The following is an 18,909-nucleotide window of genomic DNA, read 5'->3' as shown; positions in this document are numbered from 1 at the left end:
AATATTACGTTTATGGAGGAAACAGAATTGATTGAGGTTTATATTGACGGGGCTAGTGCCGGAAATCCTGGACCAAGTGGGGCCGGGATATTTATTAAAGGAAACGGCATTACAGAAAAATATTCGATTCCATTAGGAAAAATGACGAATCATGAAGCAGAATATCATGCATTTATTAAGGCATTGGAAATATGTTTAGAAAAGGGATTTGAAAATTCAGTCGTGTCATTTCGGACCGACTCTCAATTAGTTAACAATGCGATAGAAAAAGAATTTGTAAAAAACAAACTATACTTACCATTATTTGAAAAGGCATTACACTTATCAAAGAAGTTTCAATTATTTTTTATGAAATGGATCCCAAGTGCTGAAAATAAAGCGGCGGATGAACTAGCAAGGCAGGCAATTAGAAAAAATATTCCCGAGGAGCAATGATACATCATGAAAAAACCTATATTTGCCGATTTAAGTTTGCTCCTTGTAACGATCATCTGGGGCAGCACTTTTGTGTTAGTCCAAAATGCGATTGATTTTCTTGAACCGTTTTCCTTTAATAGCATTCGCTTTCTTGCAGCAGCGATTTTATTGATTTTCTGCCTTGTAATATTTGAAAAAAAACAGTTAAAACAATTGAATTTAAAGCTGCTTTTATCAGGTGTATTTATCGGATTTTGGCTTTTCCTTGGTTATGCTACCCAAACAATCGGCCTTTTATATACAACTTCTTCCAAAGCCGGCTTTATTACAGGGTTAAATGTTGTCCTTGTTCCAATATTTTCAATGATGTTATTAAAGCAGTTTCCGAACAGGAATGCTGTCTTGGGCGTGTTAACTGCGACCATTGGCTTATTCCTATTGACGATGACTGATGTTACTTCATTGAATAGAGGTGATGGTTTCGTTTTCATTTGCGCCATCAGTTTCGCACTACAGATCATCTATACAGGTAAGTTTAGTAATAAATATCCAACCTTGCTGTTAACAGTCATTCAAATTTCAACAGTTGCCCTTTTATCGATTTTATCCTCTTTCTTTTTTGAAGATTGGAAAAAGACATTTAATCTACATATATTACTCAAGCAAGATGTTCTAGTTGCCCTTGTAATCACAAGCATATTTGCAACAGCACTGGCATTTTTGATTCAAACAAATTTTCAAAAATACACTTCTGCAACACGAGTTGCGTTAATTTTTGCAATGGAGCCGGTATTTGCCGCGATTACAGGTTTTTATTGGGCAAATGAACGACTTTCCTATAGTGCCTTAGTTGGGTGCTGCCTCATTTTTGCAGGAATGATTTTTGCTGAGATGCCAACAAACAAAATCCCTTTACTTAGAAAAAACAAGCCCTTTGAGGATAAGGTCTCATAAAAAACTCCCTTTCAGAGAAGGGAGTTTTTTCCTAATTATATCGCTAACAGTTCCTTTTCTTTAACGAACCTAATGGCATCTTTCCTTGAGTTGATCCTGTTCGAAATTAATGTTTCCAACAATGATACATAAAAACTGCCATCAAAACTTTTTTGTGCTTTTAATGTCAGTTCAATGGCTGTATTAATCATTTCATCAGAAGCATTTGTGTAGTGTTTCCCAAAGAATATAAAGCCAATTGCATCCTCTTGGAATTGAAATCCTTTTCCTTCCAAGTGGTGCAAATAATCTTCGACTGTTGCCAATGACTTTGCCCATCCCTCTCCCAACAAACTTTGAACATCCCTTAGAATCTTAACTTAAATTTCGATAATTTTCTATTCTTTTTTGTACATAGATGACCTATGACTCCGACCAAAACACCTAGAATTGCCCCTCCAACAACTTCTTCGGGCTCATGGCCTAACATTTCTTTTAGCTTTTTTGGAGAGTCCTGTCTAAATTCAACACTTTCCTCTTTATGAATTTTTTCAATTAATTCATTCATTGAATTCACCTTTAATGTTAGCTCCCCTGTTTGCCTTCTTACCCCTTGCGCATCATACATGACAATTAATCCGTAGATGAGGGAAAGGGCAAAATCAAAGGTTGGCAGTCCACGCTGCATTGCAATGTATGTTGTTAATGTAGAAACCCCTGCTGAATGTGAGCTAGGCATCCCACCGGTACCAAAAAACAGCTCTGGACGCCATTCTTTCTTTTTATAATAATGTATAGGAATTTTCATCCCTTGTGCTAGTCCCATGCTGAAAAGTGCTAAATAAACACCCTTGTTCATCATATCACCCCTGCTAATATTGTTCGAAAGCCCGTGTTTTATTATTCCACATGGAAATACTAAAAAAGTGGGAGGTGAACGTAGATGGGTAAAAATGGTCAAACTAATCGAGGTGTCAAAGCTCCAGGGGTTAATCCTCAAGGATATGGTCAAGATGCGGAGTTCGCTGAAGAACCAAAAAGTAAACTAGAAAATGCAGCAAAGAAAAAAAACACTAAATAGACGCAAACATAAAAACTGGCTGTCACTTGTCGAGACAGCTAGTTTCTATTTAAAGCTTTTGCCTATTCGCAAGATAGATGCAATAAGGAATAAGCCGCCTGGCCACTTCAAATTCCCTATTCTTACAACCTGGCCTCCAATTGACTTCAAATAACCATAGCCTTTGCAGTTGATCCATTCCAACATCAATACCCAGTTCATCAAAGGAATGTTCGTATAATGTGTCGAAATGAGCAGAAAATGTTAATGCAAATTGCTCTAGAACTGTTTTTATTCGATCTGACTCTTCCCCAAATTCATCTAAAAGAAAAGTTTCTAAGTCACCGCGGTACCCTCCGCTACTAATATTGCTAATCAATTTGGCGTTACCGCTGATCCGTGGATAAATTAAGGTAATTTCCCAAAACCCACGTCCATTTTTTTGAACATGCAAGCGAAAATCATAGGTTAATCCGGCTTTTGTTTTACATTCAATAAAAGGCTGAAGCAAATATTTTTGCTCAAGGACCAGCCCTTCAATTAGATCCTCCATTTCCTTTTGGTTAAATACGCTAACTTTCTGACCGTCGGTTAATTTGAACAGTTGCTTTTCATTAAGTTTTTCGATAAATAATATTTTTTTACCTTGATTACCGGTTAATGGTTTGATTACAACTCGAGAATGTTTCTGGAGAAAAGAGATAAATTTTTGTGGATGATTTAATTTTGTGGAAGGAATCAAATAACTGGAGAATTCTTTCGCATTAAAGATTTTTTTGTATACTTTGAACTTATTTCCAACAGGATAACTTGTAAAAATAGCATATTCCTTTAATTTTTTCAAAATGGCGGATTGTCTTTTCGTTTTAGGGTTGCAGCTGTTAATGATGACTGTTGGAAAGTCGATAACTTTTTGTGTCCATTCACCATGTTGATACACCCAGCCATTAATTTTCAAATGATTAAAATCAACATTGTTGTAAGAAAAATAAAAAAAGGGGATTCCCTCCATTTTTGCGACAGCAGCAAAGGGATAAGCTTTTTTAACTTCTAGCGGATTTTTTCGATAGTGAAGCATCCCAATCGACTTCAAAATCAACACATCCTTAAAATGGATCTAAGTAAAACTTGATTTCTTTCGAAGCTATTAATGCAATCTCCTTGGCCTGTTCAGGTGTATCAGCGCTGGCAATCACATAGGCATAGCGATCACCGAGTGAATACGGCTTTGTTAAGATCGCCCCTTTTCTTGGTTTCACATAAACTTCCTTTACACCATCATAATTTAAGGCTTTAGTTTTTCCTGTTACTTTTATGAGTCGGCCCCGTGAATTAACAGTAAGAAATTTTGCATAAACATGCGTCTTTTTCGTTGCTTTTAAGACGGGATCTAGCCCTAAGAATAGTTTAAGTGTTTCTTTAATTAAATTGATTCCAGTACCCTCTTCAATAATTTTATTCATTGCTCCGCCCGACATTCTTGGATTTATTTCTATTAACTTCCACTTCCCCTCAATAAGCCTCATTTCTAAATGACAAGTTCCATTTTCTAATTCAAGTGCTTGAATAATACTTGCAACTGCAACTTCTAATTCCTCTAAAGTCTCATTTTCTAGTACGGCCGGATAACAATACCCGGTAATGATAAAGCGATCACCATTTAATACCTCTTGTTCGATTACTGCCACCATAGCAATCAGCCCATCCTTAACGATGACTTCGATTAGGTACTGCGTTCCAATCAAATATTCTTCAATTAGTACCGGAATAGAAGGGAATTTTTTATTTAAGTACTCCAATCCTTCTTTTAACTCAGAGCAGGTTTCAACCAATAATACATCCTTTGACCCATTAGATACAGGAGACTTTAATATTAGTGGTAAATGACATTGATTTTCCTCAACAAATTTTTGAATAGACTGTTCTCTTTGAAAAATTGTAAACTTTGGTGTAACAGGCAGTGTTTTAAGGTGTTCACGAAAATGAGTTTTCTCCTCCATGATTGCCAAAGCATCTGTGGACATTTGAAAAAGTCCTAATTTTTTCGAGATTCGCGCCGCAAAAGAGACAAATGGATCAATGAAACTAATAACAGCACAGATTTGTTTTCTATCCTCCTCAAGGTTATTAATTATTGAAAAAATCATCTCCTTATCCATTAAATTTTCGACATATACCATCTGATGAACTTCAGGGAATTCTTTCTCTTGCTTTATAAATTCTCTTCTGTTCGTTAACAAAACAGTATAATAACCCATAGTTGTTGAAATACTCAGCGCTTCTCGGCTCGTTCCTGATTTGTTACTTCCAATAAAGACAATTGTTTGCATACCAACCTACTTCCTCTTTTTTTTTTATTGGCCATTTCTTTTAGTCAACAAATATCTCCCATAGCATATTGGGGTAATGTAGGTTTTTCGCCATGTTTCGAACATTAAAGCATGACGAAACGTTAACCTTAGATCTCGGGCATTACATTCAATAAACATGGGAAAACCCTCTGCTGTAATCCCGACATCAAGCCCAAGATCTGCTAGGTTATCAATTTGATTGCCCATCTGTTTGGCAACCATTAGTGATAACTTTTCCACGTCAGCTACGACCTGTTTTTCATCAAGGTATGGAAGGTTTCTAAGGATATCTTCAAGAGAAATGCAGATACCTCCTCTAACCACATTTGTAACAAAGCTGCCTGTTTTTGCTACTTTCCCCACCATCCCTGTCACTTGCCATTCTCCATCCCCATTTCGTTGGACGGATACCCGAAGGTCAAATGGGTTATTATGATATTTACCAAGTTGAATCCTCTCTTGGATTATATACACCCCGCTTGTTACCAAAGATTCTATTGTCAAAGGTAATTGTTCCGTAAGATACATTTCATCCAGCCATGTGTCTTTTTGGGGATAGGATAATAACCATTCTGTATCGTTAAGGCGTGTAGCTCTCATGTTTCGTTTTCCAAATGTACCATTGCTTGGTTTTATGATTAACTCTCTATGTTTTCCCATCATTTCGACCATATTACCAAGATTGAAGCGAACGGTTTCTGGGAGATGTGGTCTAATATCTTCACTTTCCATTAATAACTTATGAGTTTTGTATTTCCCATATTGGTTCCATTCATTAAAAATGACTAAGCCTTCAGCTAGTAACATTTTAATCTGTTTCTTTGCATCCTTCGTCCAATGATAGCCTCTGTTATGAATCACGAATGGTTTAGGAATAGTCTTCTTCTGATACTCACCTTTAGGATTCATCACATAACCCGTTGTCTCTGGTTCGCCAGGCTGTAAATCCTCCAAACGAAGATATACAGGAATTAAATTATTTATATCCCCTCCTTCCTCATAGAAAGCCAGGATTTCTGGTTGTTTACCGAGGTTAAGTTCTCTATATAATTGCGAGCTGATAATAATTCCAATATATTGCTGTTTCAAGCTATTTTCCCCGCCTTATTAATAGGGTTTACGTTCAGTTAACATAAATAAACTGCTTTCTTACTATTAAATGCAAAAGTTATGTATTTGGAGAGATAAAAACCCGAATTAATTTGAAACATTCATTAAATACGTGAATACACTAACTTACATTAATCTAAGAGGTGTTTTGCTTTATGAGATCTAAACCAAAGGTAGCCATTATTACCCCTGGTTCCTTCCCTATTCCATCCTCTCGTTCAAGTTCAGTTGAAACAGTTGTAGAAATGCAAACAAACATTCTTCAAAACGATGTTGATTTCACGATATTTGGAAAAAAGGCTAAAGGAATGGCCTCTACTGAAAACCAAGGAAATATTTCTTTTATCCGGTTTACTTATCAAAATTGGACAAGGTATCTCACAAAGGTCATTACTAAGTTATCTAAACTCAATCCTGATATCATCCAAATTGAAAATCGCCCTAAATATATTCCCATCATTCGGAACAAGTTTCAAAAAGTTCCAATTTGGTTGTCACTGCACTCGACCATGTTTATTTCAAGTCCACATATTGAAAAGGAAATGTTAATTAGTTGTCTTCATCAAGCTGATAAGATCATTGTTAACAGCCATTTTCTTAAAAACTTTTTAATTGTTCAAACCGGTTGTGAGGCAAATAAAGTCATTGTAAATTATTTAGGTGTGGATATAAGACAATTTCAATCGAAATGGTCCATTGATCAAAAAAGTAAAATAGAGAATTTTATTAAACAATTGAACCTCGAAGGTAGGAAAATCGTCTTATTTGTCGGGCGTTTAAGAAAAATAAAGGGCATTCATAAAATACTTCAAGCGATGCCTTCCATTATTCAAGCGGTGCCTGACACCATATTAATTATTGCTGGAAGCGCATTTTATGGTTCAGATAGAAGAACGAGCTATGTTGATAAATTGTATGGGTTAGCAAAGGATTTCCCAGAGCATGTCAAGTTTATGTCGTTTATTCCACATGCGGAAATCCACGTTTGGTTTGAGGCGGCAGAGATTGTATTAGTACCCTCAATTGGACCTGAATCATTTGGATTAGTGAATGTGGAGGCAATGGCATGTGGTGTCCCCGTGATCGCAACGAATATTGGGGGAATGCCAGAGGTTATTGAACATGGCAGGACGGGGTATTTGATCAATACACAAAACATTGAAGCGGAACTATCCAATTGTGTTATTCAGCTCTTAAACAATCCCAGAAGAATTAAAAGGTTAGGTCTTAACAGTATTGATCGAGTGAAGGAAAATTTCACATGGGAAAAAAGTGCTAACCGTATCCTCCAATTGTATAACCAAATTGTATCTGAAAAATAATAGAACGTCCCTTTATGAATGAATCAAAAGGGACGTGAAGGACTATAAATATGCTCTTTTTTGAAAGTGACGAGTATTTCCAAATGCATCTTCATCAAGAATTTGAAACCCTTGAATTTGAACTGCATAAAACATTGGTTGATTACGAATTTTTAAATACTTATCATAATCCAATTTCTTAAAGCCTTTGAAGCTTGGATATATATTTGCTTCAAGAATCCATGGGAAGCCAACCTCATCTAAGGCAATATCTATACCAAATTCGGCGAAATGGTCATTTCTTTGATCCATGATGCGGCAAAACCTTTGACAAAGGTTTACTATATTCCGATAAACAAGCGAATAGCTGAGGTCTTGAGAAGACTTCTTGATAACTGTTTCTAATGTCATCGCTTCTCCACCCCGAGCAATATTAGTTAGATCCTCATGTTCTCGAGCAACCCTGCATTCAATTCCAGTGCATTGCCACTTCCCTTTGTTATATTTCTGCATCACAACCCTGACATCAAGGGCTCGATTATTTACCTTTAAAAGCGGAATGTAGGTTTGAAATAAATACTCCTGTTTAAAAATTCCAAACTCCTTTAATAATACTTGTAAACCTTCTTTATCCTTCAATCTGTGTTGTACCTTTGTCAAATTCCGATAATCGTATAAACTAAAACCTTCTGTTTCGTCATTTAATTCTAGTATGAAAATTCCGCGTCCTCTTGATAAGCTAACAGGTTTTAAAATAATCTTCTTATTTTCTATTAAAAAGTCAATTAATTCTTCCATGTTATTTAAAAGGAAAGTTGCAGGTAAGTGTTGTTTAATTTCTGGAGTATTTTTTAATAAATAAAGATCTGATTTTTTAAAGTGGTAGGAGTTAAATAAATTCTTATTGGTTATTTCCACTAGTTGTCTAATATTATCTTTCTTTTGATGGAAATTTCTACGGTATATAGTAGAGGGAATCGGAGTAGAATCATAGCGCCAATGTTTTTTTACTGGGTCATAGATCATTCCATATGCAATTCTCTTTTCCCAGTCGACTGACCTTGCTGAAAAGGCGATCGTTACTCCGCCATAGCGATGGTATTCACCAAAACGGTCATTGAATTTCTCCATATAATCCAAATTATAATCGTGATTTTTTTCACCCAATAGTAAGCCAATTGTTGGACCGATAATTGCCTTTCTCTCTGAAAATTGGATTTGATAAACTAGGTCAACAGGAAGATGCATGGATTCTACTAGAGTGTCGGAAACAAACAGCTCTAAGGGATTTTGATAGGAATTATGTCTTAGCGGAATTGTGTCTTCGTAATTTACAAAGTGACACGGCTGCTCATTTACCCCAAATTTTACAATTTCAGGTTGTTCCCTCCAGCTTTCTGTAATTCGGTTAGGTAATTTCATTATCATTTCATTGTCTCGAAAAACTTTAAATTTCACCCAAACATTCTCAAAAAGCTGACTTGATTTCCTGATAAACGGCGTAATATTATCGTCGTGTAATTCTCCACTACTTACCTGAAAGGTTGCCTCAGTTTCCCCACTATAGGTATGCATTGTCTTATCATCGTTTTTCAATTCCCTGATTTCATTTGCTAGATCAATCGGCCACTTAAGAATCATACCCGCTACTTTTTTGTTGCTATAACTTATGTCTTTCACAATGGTCACGATAGGACAAGTGGAATGAATTCGAAATTCACCAGTTTCCATCCCCACAAATTGAAGACCAATTTCATAAATTCTTGGATAATAATAGTGAAGAATTTCTAAAATACGGTGGCTTACTTCATAAAGGTATTCTTGTGTCTCTTCTTGCATTTGGTGATCACCGGTAAGTAGCAGATAGGCTTCCTTAAAGGTTAACACTTGGTCATTATTCTTGGCATAAATAATCGGAGTCGTCCATTGATGATGGCAATCTTTTTGTCCTAAAACGTAAAAACTAAATGAAGTCGGAATTTGATTTTCCGCTATTAAATTAATATCCTTTAGTGCAGGGTGTGTTGCTATCAATTCTAGGAAATGCTTATTCTTAATATTATTCTTTTCATTTATGAGAGTTACACCTGTTTGCTGTGCGAGTTCAAAGATTGTCCGATTGTTTTTCTTACGATGATAATTTGTGGGATTATAGATAATTGACGGAATATCAACGAAACCTAGTAAAACGATCTCCTCATCCTTTATCATAAATGCATTTCCCTTACGCTCGTTTACCATCAATCCTTCGATATTAAAAAATAGTACGTCAAAATTTAACTCTTCGCCCGCTTTTGCATATTGTAAAACATAGGAATCATCATCGTTTAATTCCTCTTGGGCCAGCCTATTCCATTGCTGTTTTGATAAAATAATGCCCATAGACTTTTCATCCATTACTCATTCACCTTCAATCATTTCAGGTCATTTTTAATATTTCTATTCATGATTCTATGAAACTGTATAGGCATATGGGAGTCCGCTGATATTAGTCTTTTATTTTCAACGATTTCTTCCATTGTTCATAGAGGTCAGGCTCTTGATTATTTACATGCTCTAAAAACGTTACTAATAAACCCAATCGTTTTAAGTCTTTGAAAAGTCGTTTTGGAAACGACCTTTGAATTTTAAAAGAATTAACATGATCTATGATTTTCAACTTTCTATTCTTATCATAGATGGTGTGTCGTAAGGAGAAATCAATTCTCATAAACTGTAAACTTCTAAGTTCTTTTATTAAATTGATAATTTCAATTGTTAAATCCTCGGAAATTGTATTGGATTTTTCAAGATATTCTTGTAAGGAAGGTCCAGTAAGGTATTCCATAATAATATAATTTTCTCCCGCTTCATAAACCTCTGGTAAAATAGCTGTTTTTTCACCGGTTTGTTGTAGTACCTGCTTTTCTCGAAGGCAATATATTTGTTTTGAATAAATTTTCACACAGCGGTCTTCGGATAGTTTAAACACTGCACCTTGTAATCCTTTTCCAATGAGTGGATAGGCGGTTGGATTGGTTTGAACCTGAACTGGTTTTCCCGGCGTAACGACAATTTGGGTAAAATCATTCAACTTGTATTATCTCCTTTAATGGAAATTATTATTGTGTTGTGCTTCCTGTTAAATCATATCCAGAGACTACTTTTTATGAAAATGGGCGAAGTGCATCAATAAATTCTTGTGCCGATTGATACCGTTTGAGTTTATTCTTTCTTGTTGCTTTCCTCAAAACCTTTTGTAATTTCTGATTGGGAATCTGTTTGCACGCCTGTTTTTTTCGATACGGTGCAAAACCAGTTAACAGGTACAAACATACACATGCAGCACTATATACATCTGAGCAGTAGTTTAAATTAGCTGTAAAGATATGATTTTGTTTCTTAAGCTCCGGTGGTCGATACCATCTCGTTGCCCCTCGATGATTTCCAATATATTCACCAGAATCATTTGTGCGGACAGCAGAGCCGAAATCGATGATTTTTACTGTTTGGGGGTCATCATTACAAATTAAAATGTTATGTGGAGTAATATCGCAATGGAGAATGCCATGTTGGTGGATCACCTTTAACCCTTTAAGGATGTTAATTGTTATTTGAACGGCTAATTTTTGATCATGGATGATCCCTTTTTTGAAATACCCCAGCTTTCCCCCTTCGTGATATTCTAAAACAATATACCCTTTATGTTCATCCACAAAAAAATCTAGCCAGGTGATGATATGTTTATGAACCGGTAAGCTTTTTAGTATTTCGCTCTCTTGTTCTGCTTCTCTTCTGCTATCAACCTTTTTTATTACTACCCTCTCATTTCGTTGATTCAGACCAAAAAAGACAAGGCTTGTCGCACCCTTACCTAAAGTTTGATGATCCAGTGTATACTTTTCGAATGTAGCTCCCCCTTTGTGACACCTGTTTTTTATATCTTATTATTAGTAAGACAAGAATTCCTGTATGTTTATCCATAAAAAAATAAGGTTGTCTCTAATGGACAACCTTATTTTTTCAGGAAACATACGCTTCGTCTATTGGCAAGAGCCGTTGCAATCCACGAAGTTCTAATTCCATTAACTTATTCAATGCTTTTTCTTTTTCAATACGAAGTCCTGCATCATCCAATGAACAGCTCACTGGAACATCGCATTTTATTTCGGCAAGCAGTCTCGACAAATGGAGCATGTCTAAATCCTGCTCAATTTTAGTCTTATTTGACTTTGATAATCGATCTAAATTAGAGATAATGCCCTCAATATGTTCAAACTCCTGTAGGAGCTTTAGAGCTGTCTTCTCTCCTATCCCTTTCACGCCAGGATAATTATCGCTTGGATCCCCCATGAGGGCTTTTAAATCAATCATCTGCCGAGGTGTAATTCCTTTTTCTTCAAAGAAGGAATCGGGTGTATGAACCAGGTAATTTCCATAACCTTTTTTCAACAAAATAACAGAAATACTATCATCAAGCAGCTGCAGCATATCCTGGTCACCAGTTAGGATAGATACATGGGCAAAGTCCTTTGATTGCTTAGCGATTGTTCCAATGCAGTCATCTGCTTCATAGCCTGCTAATCCAATATTGGGAATATCAAAGGAAGTAACCACTTCTTTTACTAAATCAAATTGTGGGATAAGCTCTATCGGAGCATCACCGCGATTACCTTTATAATCTGAGAATAATTCAGTACGAAAGGTCTTACTGCCCATATCCCAACAAACAGCGAGATGGGAAGGTTTAAATGATGAAACTGCCGTGAATAAATGCTTAACAAAGCCATGAATTCCATTGGTCGGTGTTCCATTTGAATTTATCATAAATTGTCCTGTAACTGCCGTAGCGTAAAAAGCTCGGAATAGCAACGCCATTCCATCAACAAGCATAAGTGAAGGCTTTTGATTAGTCATATTGGACCTCCTTATTGGTGTCGTTTAAAAACAACACGCTTTCCATTATAACATAAGTTGGCCTGAAAGATTATTCTATTTTATGATCCGCATAAGAAATCCAATCACTAAAGCTTCCGACATAAAGCTTTACTTTATTAAATCCAGCGTCCTTTAATGCCAAGTAATTAGGTGTGGCCGTGACCCCAGATCCACAGTAAACAATAATATCCATATTAGGTTCGATATCTGAAAACCTTTGTCTCTGTTCCTCAGCTTGTTTATATCGCCCGCCACTAATCCCCTCCATCCACGGCTTATTTATGGCACCAGGGATGTGACCGGCTTTTTTATCAATCGGTTCTTCTAGCCCTAGATATCTTCTTGATTCCCTTGAATCGATTAATATCTTGTTTTCCAGCTGTTTTTCGACTGCTTCTTTTACTTCTTCTGTAGTTGCTAATAATTCCGGCTTTAAGTTGCAATGGAATTTTACCTTTTCAAATGAAGGAATATCTTTTGTTACTGAATAATTTGCTGCTGCCCATCCATTAAATCCCTCATCAAGTACATATACATTTTCATGACCAAGGTATTGAAGCAGCCACCAAAAGCGGGCTGCATACGCCCCTTCACCATTATCATAGGCGACAACGACTGTGTTTTCATTAATCCCCTCTTTCTCAAGTTTCATGATAAATTCCTCAAGTCTAGGCAAAGGATGCCGTCCGCCATGGACTTGAACTGGACTTGATAAATCTTTTTCTAAATCAAAGAAAACTGCGCTAGGTAAATGACCTTTTAAATATTCCTGTCTTCCTTTTTCTGGTTCAGCTAATGAAAACCGGCAATCGACAACCCTGACATTGCTCTCGGTTAAGCTTTTCAATAACCATTCTTTGTCTTTAACAAATTTCACGCAGCTTCCTCCTTGTCATTGATTAATACTTTATAAGTTTTTTTGTATTTCCCTTAAATATTCAATAGAAATTCCGCCATCTAAGGCTGAAAGATAACTCAAATAAAAATCATTTACTTGTTCGTTCATTTGTTCTAATAGGCGATTGAATTCCTTTGTTATTTCATCTGAATAATGTGTTTTTAAACGGTGAGCTCCATGCGATAGATATTCATCCGCAGGCAAATTCAGCACTTGATACAGTTCATCACTCATGAATTTTTTTTCATTTTTTTCAAAAAATGATTTTGGACTTTTAAAGTACGACAAGGCTTTAGCAAATAATTGTTTATTCATATCTTTAAAAGCGATAGGAAATTCGATTGCTTGTTGATGCTTCACTTCAAATGCTGAAAAGGAAAGGTCTTGATTGATTTCTTGTAAATTTCGGATGAGACCTGATTGGTAATCAGCCAATTGCTTTTCGGCAAATCTTTCCAGGCGAACTGTCGTTGCCCGCAATTCCTGAGCAAAATCAAAGCCTAGACTTTCGAGAAATTCATCCAGTGCAGCTAGTAATACTTTTTTCAAATGACGGCCATCATCCTTTAGTATGGCGGGATTAAATGACTCCCTAAAGAAATCCCCAAAGCGGAGGAAGACTCTTTGTTTAATGTAATAAACTAACTCTTCTGCTTCCTGGTACAAACGATTTTGCAAGTTTTCAATCGTTTGGTTTTTCAATGACACTAAGATAACTGCTTTTTGTTTTTCAATAGTCCCGCGTTTTCTCTCTTTTACAGTTTGGTCTTCCTGTGAACTTTTGATAAGTTTATCAATTAAATCATGAACCCGGGTTATTTCTTTTTCTGCAGAGGAAATAGCCATTTCCGTTAGTTCATTAGTAATAAAATGATAAAAGGCCTGCTCAAAGTTAGCCATTCCAGATTCCGAAATAGGATTTGGTGTCTCCTTTTCTTTTAACGCCAGCAAGCTTGATACAGGATAGAGATGAGGATTTCTTATTCCATATTTGCTAAGCTGCTCCTCGACATATTCAATAACGGTTTCCTTTTCTTCTTCATTCTCAGCAAGGTCAATGGCATTAATAATAAAGAACATTTTATCCATTTGAAAGGATTCCTTTACACGTCCAAGCTGGATTAAAAATTCACGATCTGCTTTCGAAAATGCATGATTGTAATAGGTAACAAAAAAACATGCATCCGAATTTTTAATGTAATCAAAAGCGACACCTGTATGGCGGGCATTGATTGAATCCGCTCCGGGTGTATCAACCAGAGTAATTCCTTTATTGGTTAACTCGCATTCGTAGTAAAGCTCAATCCATTCTACGTAGCAGGATTTTTCTTCATTAGCAACGAAATCGGTAAATTCACTTAAGTCTGTTTCAAGAACGATTCCTAAAGAATTACCAAATGATTGATAACCTCTAGTAAATGCCTGTAAGAAAGCAATATGTGTTTTCTCCAAGACACCGCCTTCTTGCTGTTTTTGAAGCATAACCTGGTCAATTTTTTTGACCGCACCATCAAAATCATCTGCTTGGAGTTCAAAAACCCTTAATGAGCGATTTACATCTTCAAGCATGGCTGACGCTTCCTTAAACTTAACAAGCACGGTGCCATGCGGATGTCTTTCCGTAACAGGTTTAATTTTGTTAATGGCTGCAGTCGTTGGATTGGGTGAAACAGGCAGGATCTTAGCACCCATAAGTGCATTGGCAAAAGAAGATTTGCCTGCACTGAATGCTCCAAATAATGCTACGGTAAATCCCTTGTTTTCGAGTCTTTCCGCTTTTTCGGATAATTCTTTAGAAAGCTTATAAAAACCAGGGAGGTCTCTAATTAAGGATGAAGTCTTTACTAGACGTTCGACGGTTCTCTCTAAATGATTGCCTGATGGAAGTACCTTTGGATCATTTTTCGCACCCTCAATCACTTTGCCTTTCAAATCGTTTTTCATGTTGCTACTTCCGTTTTCAGACTTTAGCTGTGTTTTGACCACTTCATATTCTTCTTCGTCCTGACTAAAAAGATGATAAATATCTTCTTGTAAAATATCATCTTGTGTTAATAACTCTTCGATCTTTGTTTTCTTCAACTTAGCATTCTGCTTAACCTTTTCTAGTTCTGACAAGGCATTTAGGTATCGATCGTTTTTGCTCAGTTCCTGTTCATACTGTCCAATTAATTTAGCTGTTTGTTGCTTTAATGCTTTTAGGAACTCTTCCTTAAAAATAGCCAGTTTTTGTCGTGCGATTTTTTTAATTTCATTAGCCACGTCTTCTGTGTAATGTAAGACATATTCACCTGATACTCGTGCACCAGTTTTAACAGTTTCGGATAAAAGGTTTGCCTGCACATCGATTGAATAAGACTGCGCCAAGCCCTGTAAATCTCCCCCGTCAAGACCCGTTTCCTTTAAGGTGCGTAGTAAATATTCGCGTACGTGCCACTCGAGCTGAGATTTTGTTTTATCATGAATATCATGATGAAAGCGTTCAAGCCTCACATTCTTCTCATCCAACGTCTTTTGCTTGGAAAATATGAATCCAACTTTGAATTCCGGTTGACATGATTCCAAATAACTCTCCGCTAACTCTCTGGTTTGAAATGGCATGAGGTATGCGTTTTTTAGTATTTGGGCAATTTGATGATCAAATTCCTTCTCTGTTCCGATTACCCCCTCTTTTAAAGTCTGGAGGTTTCCTTCCATTTCTCGAGAACTATTGGATAATTCACTTCTTTCTTCCTCAGTTAATTCATTCAATACCTCAACGATAGGTCTTAGCTCACGCTCATCTAATTTACTTAATTGAGCAATATGATCTTGGGTAATTTTTTTTAAGGAATGAAAAACCGATGGTATTAATAATTGGTCTTTAGAGGCCAATTTTTCTGTAATAAATTCCTGAAGATCATTGAATTCATTGAAGGCATGGCTTTTATTTTTCAAAGAAGTATAAAAAATTCTTGCTGGTTTCACTCCCCAAGATGCAAACGAATCAACCACACTTTTTTGAAACTCATCGAAGCTCAGTTCTTCATCATTGTGTTTATCAATTTGGTTAATTACTAAATAAACTTCTTTTCCAGCTTGGGTTAATTCCTTTGTAAATAAAAAATTCAACTCTGCTTGGACGTGGTTAAAATCCATGATATATAGAACGATATCGGCAAGATGAATTGCTGATTCGGTTGCAATCCGGTGGGCATCATCAGCAGAATCAATACCAGGTGTATCCATGATTACCGTATTATCGGGTAAACCTGTTTCACTGTGACTAATTTCAATTTCTTCAATTTGATCGCCGTCTTTGCAATAATTTTTGACTAATTCATAATCATACGGAGCTAAATAGATGCGAGGCTTTTCATTTTTGAAAAAGACCTTTGCATATTCTTCTCCAGCTTTTACTTTCACTAAGTTTGCACTTGTCGGAATTGGACTAGATGGAAGTAAATTCTCTCCAACCAGTTGATTGATCATTGTCGATTTCCCTGCAGAGAAATGGCCACAAAATGCAATCATAAACTCTTTGTTCTTCAGCTTCTTTGCTAGTTGTTTTATTTTTTCCGCATTTTCATAATCTTCTTGTTCGTTTATATATTCAAATACTGAAACGATTTTAGTTTTTAGTGTTTGTATAGCTTCTTCTTGATTGACTGTTTTCACCATTAACTTATTCCCCTTAGCAACATTATAATATTTTTTATTTTATACGATAATTCAAACTTTTCCTATCTTGACACTTCTTTTACTTAAAACAAATTTCTTCCTAAAACGACAAAAAGCCACGGTGCAAGACCCTGGCTCCCAAAATACACTATTAATTTAATGTGTAACGTTTTTTAAGACGTGCTTCATGACAAATGCATAAATAATAACCGTTCCACCAACTAAAGCAAAAGTCAATTGTAACACCTTCCTTATAAGACTTTCATTGAGAATGATTTTCATCGATAACCAAAGTTTAACATAGGTGATAATCATTTTCAATAGCCCATTTCTAACTGTCACAATTATTTAACAACTTTAGGTAGGAAACGATTACAATCCTGAAATGTCCCTTCATATTCCGTCAGCTCCCTAAGCGCCTTTTCCTCCTCAGGTATACGAATCCTAAGCACGATGATATTTAATATCGTAAATAAACTAGCTGTAAAATAAGCGTTGAACAACAATGGAACAACAGCCAGTTCAACCGCAACAACAAAATAATTGGGATGTCTGATAAAACGGTATGGTCCCTTTCTAATCACATTCGCATTTCTTAAGACAATAATTTTTGTATTCCAAAACCTTCCTAGTGATGCAATCGCCCATATTCTAAATAGCTGGGCTATAAGAAAAACAATTATTAGGATGCCCCATAAAGGAGATAGACCCAAATTCATGAAAATTTTTTCACAACTTAAGAAAATAAAAAACAGCGCATGCATAGTCACCATATATCGATAATGCTTTTCGCCAAATTCAATGGCCCCACGTTTCTTCATCCACTTTTCATTGCTTTTTGCTATTTTTAGCTCAACAATCCGCTGAAGGCCGATGAATCCAATTAATATCAGAAATGAGATACTATCTTTCATTTTACTCCCACCTAAATAAAAGCAGTTCGGAACTGAAACCAGGTCCAAGCGCGGTACCAAGTCCTAAAGCATCCTGAGGAATATCCATCTCCATGTAACGTTTCAGCACATAAAATATCGTTGTTGAAGACATATTCCCAAATTGTTTTAACACTTCAAGTGAAACGTCAGTCATGGATGGAGGTAACTCTAATGATTTTACATAGGCATCTATCACTTTTTTCCCACCCGGATGAGCAATAAAATAGTCTATTTGTTCAAGATTGATTTGATGTTCACCTAAAAATCCACTTACATTCGGCTTTAACCAATCCTCTATGATCTGGGGGATATCCCGAGAAAATACCACAAACAGCCCCGTGCTCCTAATAGCCCAGCCCATCACATCTAAAGAGTTCGGCATCAGCGTGGACTGTGTAGCAATGATGGAGGGGGAAGTCTGCTTCTTCCTGAAATCTGAAGAGTATGAATCATCACCGCAAACTAAGGCACAGGCTACACCATCGGCAAACAAAGAAGTTCCGATTAAATTACTTTTCGAAAGATCGTTGCGCTGAAACGTTAGGCTGCAAAGCTCAACTGAGAGTACTAGGGCCTTTGCTTTTGGAAACGCAAGACAATATTCATAGGCTCTCGATAGACCAGCAGCACCGCCTGCACAGCCAAGTCCCCAAATAGGTACTCTCTTTGTGTGTGAATTAAACGGAAGGTGATTCATGATTCTCGCTTCGATACTTGGTGTGGCCATCCCCGTGGTTGAGATAAAAAAAATGATGTCAATTTCTTGATAGTTAATATTACGATTTAAGAAATCCTTATTATTTAAACACTTCTCGATTGCTTCCTTTCCAAGGGTCAGCGCGGACTCAATATAAGCAGAATTTTTTTCTTCAAAAGTATGTTCTTCTTTAAACCAATCAAGATTTTTAACAAAATGCCTTTTTTCAATTTGGCCGTTTTGAAAAGCCCTTAATAGTCGTTCAATATCCTTAAAGGAATCAGAGAAAAGCTCTCGTGCAAACTCCAAAGCTTGGTTTTGGTTAACTTCAAAATGTGGAGTAACCTCTGCAACTGAAATAATTGTAGGCATGTTTTTTCTCCTTCAATCTATGTAAGGGTATTTTTTCCAGTTTCATGGTTATTATTCACAAGTTTCGGTAAGCAAAAAAAAAGCTTCCCTGTAGGAGAAGGAAACCAAAAGTTTCCCCTCTGGGAAGCAAACGTTTTGAAGGTTGTTGCTGTGCTCTTAAATTATATAATGGATACTGATTTCATTCATTAACTAATGATTTCCAGTTCCGAAATCCTAAATAAAAAGCAAGTAAATTGCTTCAGATTGTAGACAAAA

The 18,909-nt window shown here is 36.3% G+C and carries 18 protein-coding genes; 4 read left to right on the top strand and 14 right to left on the bottom strand.

Annotation, left to right across the window (positions count from 1 at the left end; genetic code table 11):
• Positions 1 to 27: 27 nt before the first annotated feature.
• Together J7E67_RS20620 and J7E67_RS20615 are read left to right on the top strand one after the other, a co-directional pair.
• Complete coding sequence (locus J7E67_RS20620; protein ID WP_214732775.1) at positions 28 to 435, top strand: reverse transcriptase-like protein; 408 nt, start codon at positions 28 to 30, stop codon at positions 433 to 435.
• A 6-nt stretch (positions 436 to 441) separates the two neighbouring features.
• The gene (locus J7E67_RS20615; protein ID WP_214712446.1) at positions 442 to 1,371 is read left to right on the top strand and encodes a DMT family transporter; all 930 of its coding nucleotides are present in this window, start codon (positions 442 to 444) and stop codon (positions 1,369 to 1,371) included.
• Between the two features lie 35 nt (positions 1,372 to 1,406).
• Here J7E67_RS20615 and J7E67_RS20610 read toward each other — a convergent pair whose 3' ends face one another.
• Together J7E67_RS20610 and J7E67_RS20605 are read right to left on the bottom strand one after the other, a co-directional pair.
• Positions 1,407 to 1,676: a DUF6123 family protein gene (locus J7E67_RS20610; RefSeq protein WP_168246228.1), complete on the bottom strand. Its 270-nt coding sequence runs from the start codon at positions 1,674 to 1,676 to the stop codon at positions 1,407 to 1,409.
• A gap of 41 nt (positions 1,677 to 1,717) precedes the next feature.
• Positions 1,718 to 2,209: a divergent PAP2 family protein gene (locus J7E67_RS20605; protein ID WP_214712626.1), complete on the bottom strand. Its 492-nt coding sequence runs from the start codon at positions 2,207 to 2,209 to the stop codon at positions 1,718 to 1,720.
• An 84-nt stretch (positions 2,210 to 2,293) separates the two neighbouring features.
• Here J7E67_RS20605 and sspL point away from each other — a divergent pair, with 84 nt between their 5' ends.
• Entirely contained in the window at positions 2,294 to 2,431 is a 138-nt protein-coding gene (gene sspL, locus J7E67_RS20600) for a small, acid-soluble spore protein L (RefSeq protein WP_088088727.1), read from the top strand.
• 49 nt (positions 2,432 to 2,480) lie between these two features.
• Here the strand turns inward: sspL and J7E67_RS20595 are convergent, their stop codons facing one another.
• The 3 genes from J7E67_RS20595 to J7E67_RS20585 are packed head-to-tail and all read right to left on the bottom strand — an operon-like array spanning position 2,481 to position 5,850.
• Positions 2,481 to 3,503: a YheC/YheD family endospore coat-associated protein gene (locus J7E67_RS20595; RefSeq protein WP_214732774.1), complete on the bottom strand. Its 1,023-nt coding sequence runs from the start codon at positions 3,501 to 3,503 to the stop codon at positions 2,481 to 2,483.
• A 13-nt stretch (positions 3,504 to 3,516) separates the two neighbouring features.
• Positions 3,517 to 4,740 (bottom strand): ATP-grasp domain-containing protein, encoded by a 1,224-nt coding sequence (locus J7E67_RS20590; protein ID WP_214712441.1) that lies wholly within the window; start codon positions 4,738 to 4,740, stop codon positions 3,517 to 3,519.
• Between the two features lie 24 nt (positions 4,741 to 4,764).
• A complete protein-coding gene (locus tag J7E67_RS20585) occupies positions 4,765 to 5,850 on the bottom strand; it encodes a YheC/YheD family protein (protein ID WP_214712440.1) in 1,086 nt (361 codons plus the stop codon).
• 176 nt (positions 5,851 to 6,026) lie between these two features.
• On the opposite strand from J7E67_RS20585, the gene J7E67_RS20580 reads away from it, so the two are divergent.
• Positions 6,027 to 7,193, top strand: coding sequence for a glycosyltransferase family 4 protein (locus J7E67_RS20580; RefSeq protein ID WP_214712438.1), 1,167 nt, complete (start codon positions 6,027 to 6,029; stop codon positions 7,191 to 7,193).
• A 42-nt stretch (positions 7,194 to 7,235) separates the two neighbouring features.
• Here the strand turns inward: J7E67_RS20580 and J7E67_RS20575 are convergent, their stop codons facing one another.
• The 9 genes from J7E67_RS20575 to J7E67_RS20535 form a co-directional block, all read right to left on the bottom strand.
• Complete coding sequence (locus J7E67_RS20575) at positions 7,236 to 9,569, bottom strand: YheC/YheD family endospore coat-associated protein (protein WP_214712436.1); 2,334 nt, start codon at positions 9,567 to 9,569, stop codon at positions 7,236 to 7,238.
• Positions 9,570 to 9,660: 91 nt separating this feature from the next.
• On the bottom strand, positions 9,661 to 10,245 hold the full coding sequence (locus tag J7E67_RS20570; RefSeq protein WP_214712435.1) for a hypothetical protein: 585 nt from the start codon (positions 10,243 to 10,245) through the stop codon (positions 9,661 to 9,663).
• 73 nt (positions 10,246 to 10,318) lie between these two features.
• On the bottom strand, positions 10,319 to 11,044 hold the full coding sequence (locus J7E67_RS20565; RefSeq protein WP_285290477.1) for a serine/threonine-protein kinase: 726 nt from the start codon (positions 11,042 to 11,044) through the stop codon (positions 10,319 to 10,321).
• Positions 11,045 to 11,174: 130 nt separating this feature from the next.
• A complete protein-coding gene (locus J7E67_RS20560) occupies positions 11,175 to 12,068 on the bottom strand; it encodes a 5'-3' exonuclease (RefSeq protein ID WP_214712434.1) in 894 nt (297 codons plus the stop codon).
• A 70-nt stretch (positions 12,069 to 12,138) separates the two neighbouring features.
• The gene (locus J7E67_RS20555) at positions 12,139 to 12,966 is read right to left on the bottom strand and encodes a sulfurtransferase (protein WP_214712433.1); all 828 of its coding nucleotides are present in this window, start codon (positions 12,964 to 12,966) and stop codon (positions 12,139 to 12,141) included.
• A 30-nt stretch (positions 12,967 to 12,996) separates the two neighbouring features.
• Complete coding sequence (locus J7E67_RS20550) at positions 12,997 to 16,647, bottom strand: dynamin family protein (RefSeq protein WP_214712432.1); 3,651 nt, start codon at positions 16,645 to 16,647, stop codon at positions 12,997 to 12,999.
• 156 nt (positions 16,648 to 16,803) lie between these two features.
• Entirely contained in the window at positions 16,804 to 16,962 is a 159-nt protein-coding gene (locus tag J7E67_RS20545) for a hypothetical protein (protein ID WP_214712431.1), read from the bottom strand.
• A 29-nt stretch (positions 16,963 to 16,991) separates the two neighbouring features.
• Positions 16,992 to 17,561, bottom strand: coding sequence for an isoprenylcysteine carboxyl methyltransferase family protein (locus tag J7E67_RS20540; RefSeq protein ID WP_214712430.1), 570 nt, complete (start codon positions 17,559 to 17,561; stop codon positions 16,992 to 16,994).
• Position 17,562: 1 nt separating this feature from the next.
• Positions 17,563 to 18,651 (bottom strand): type III polyketide synthase, encoded by a 1,089-nt coding sequence (locus J7E67_RS20535; RefSeq protein WP_214712428.1) that lies wholly within the window; start codon positions 18,649 to 18,651, stop codon positions 17,563 to 17,565.
• Between the last annotated feature and the right edge of the window lie 258 nt (positions 18,652 to 18,909).

It is taken from the genome of Bacillus sp. ISL-46 (assembly GCF_018613205.1).
This window is presented reverse-complemented; position numbering and strand designations above follow the sequence as displayed.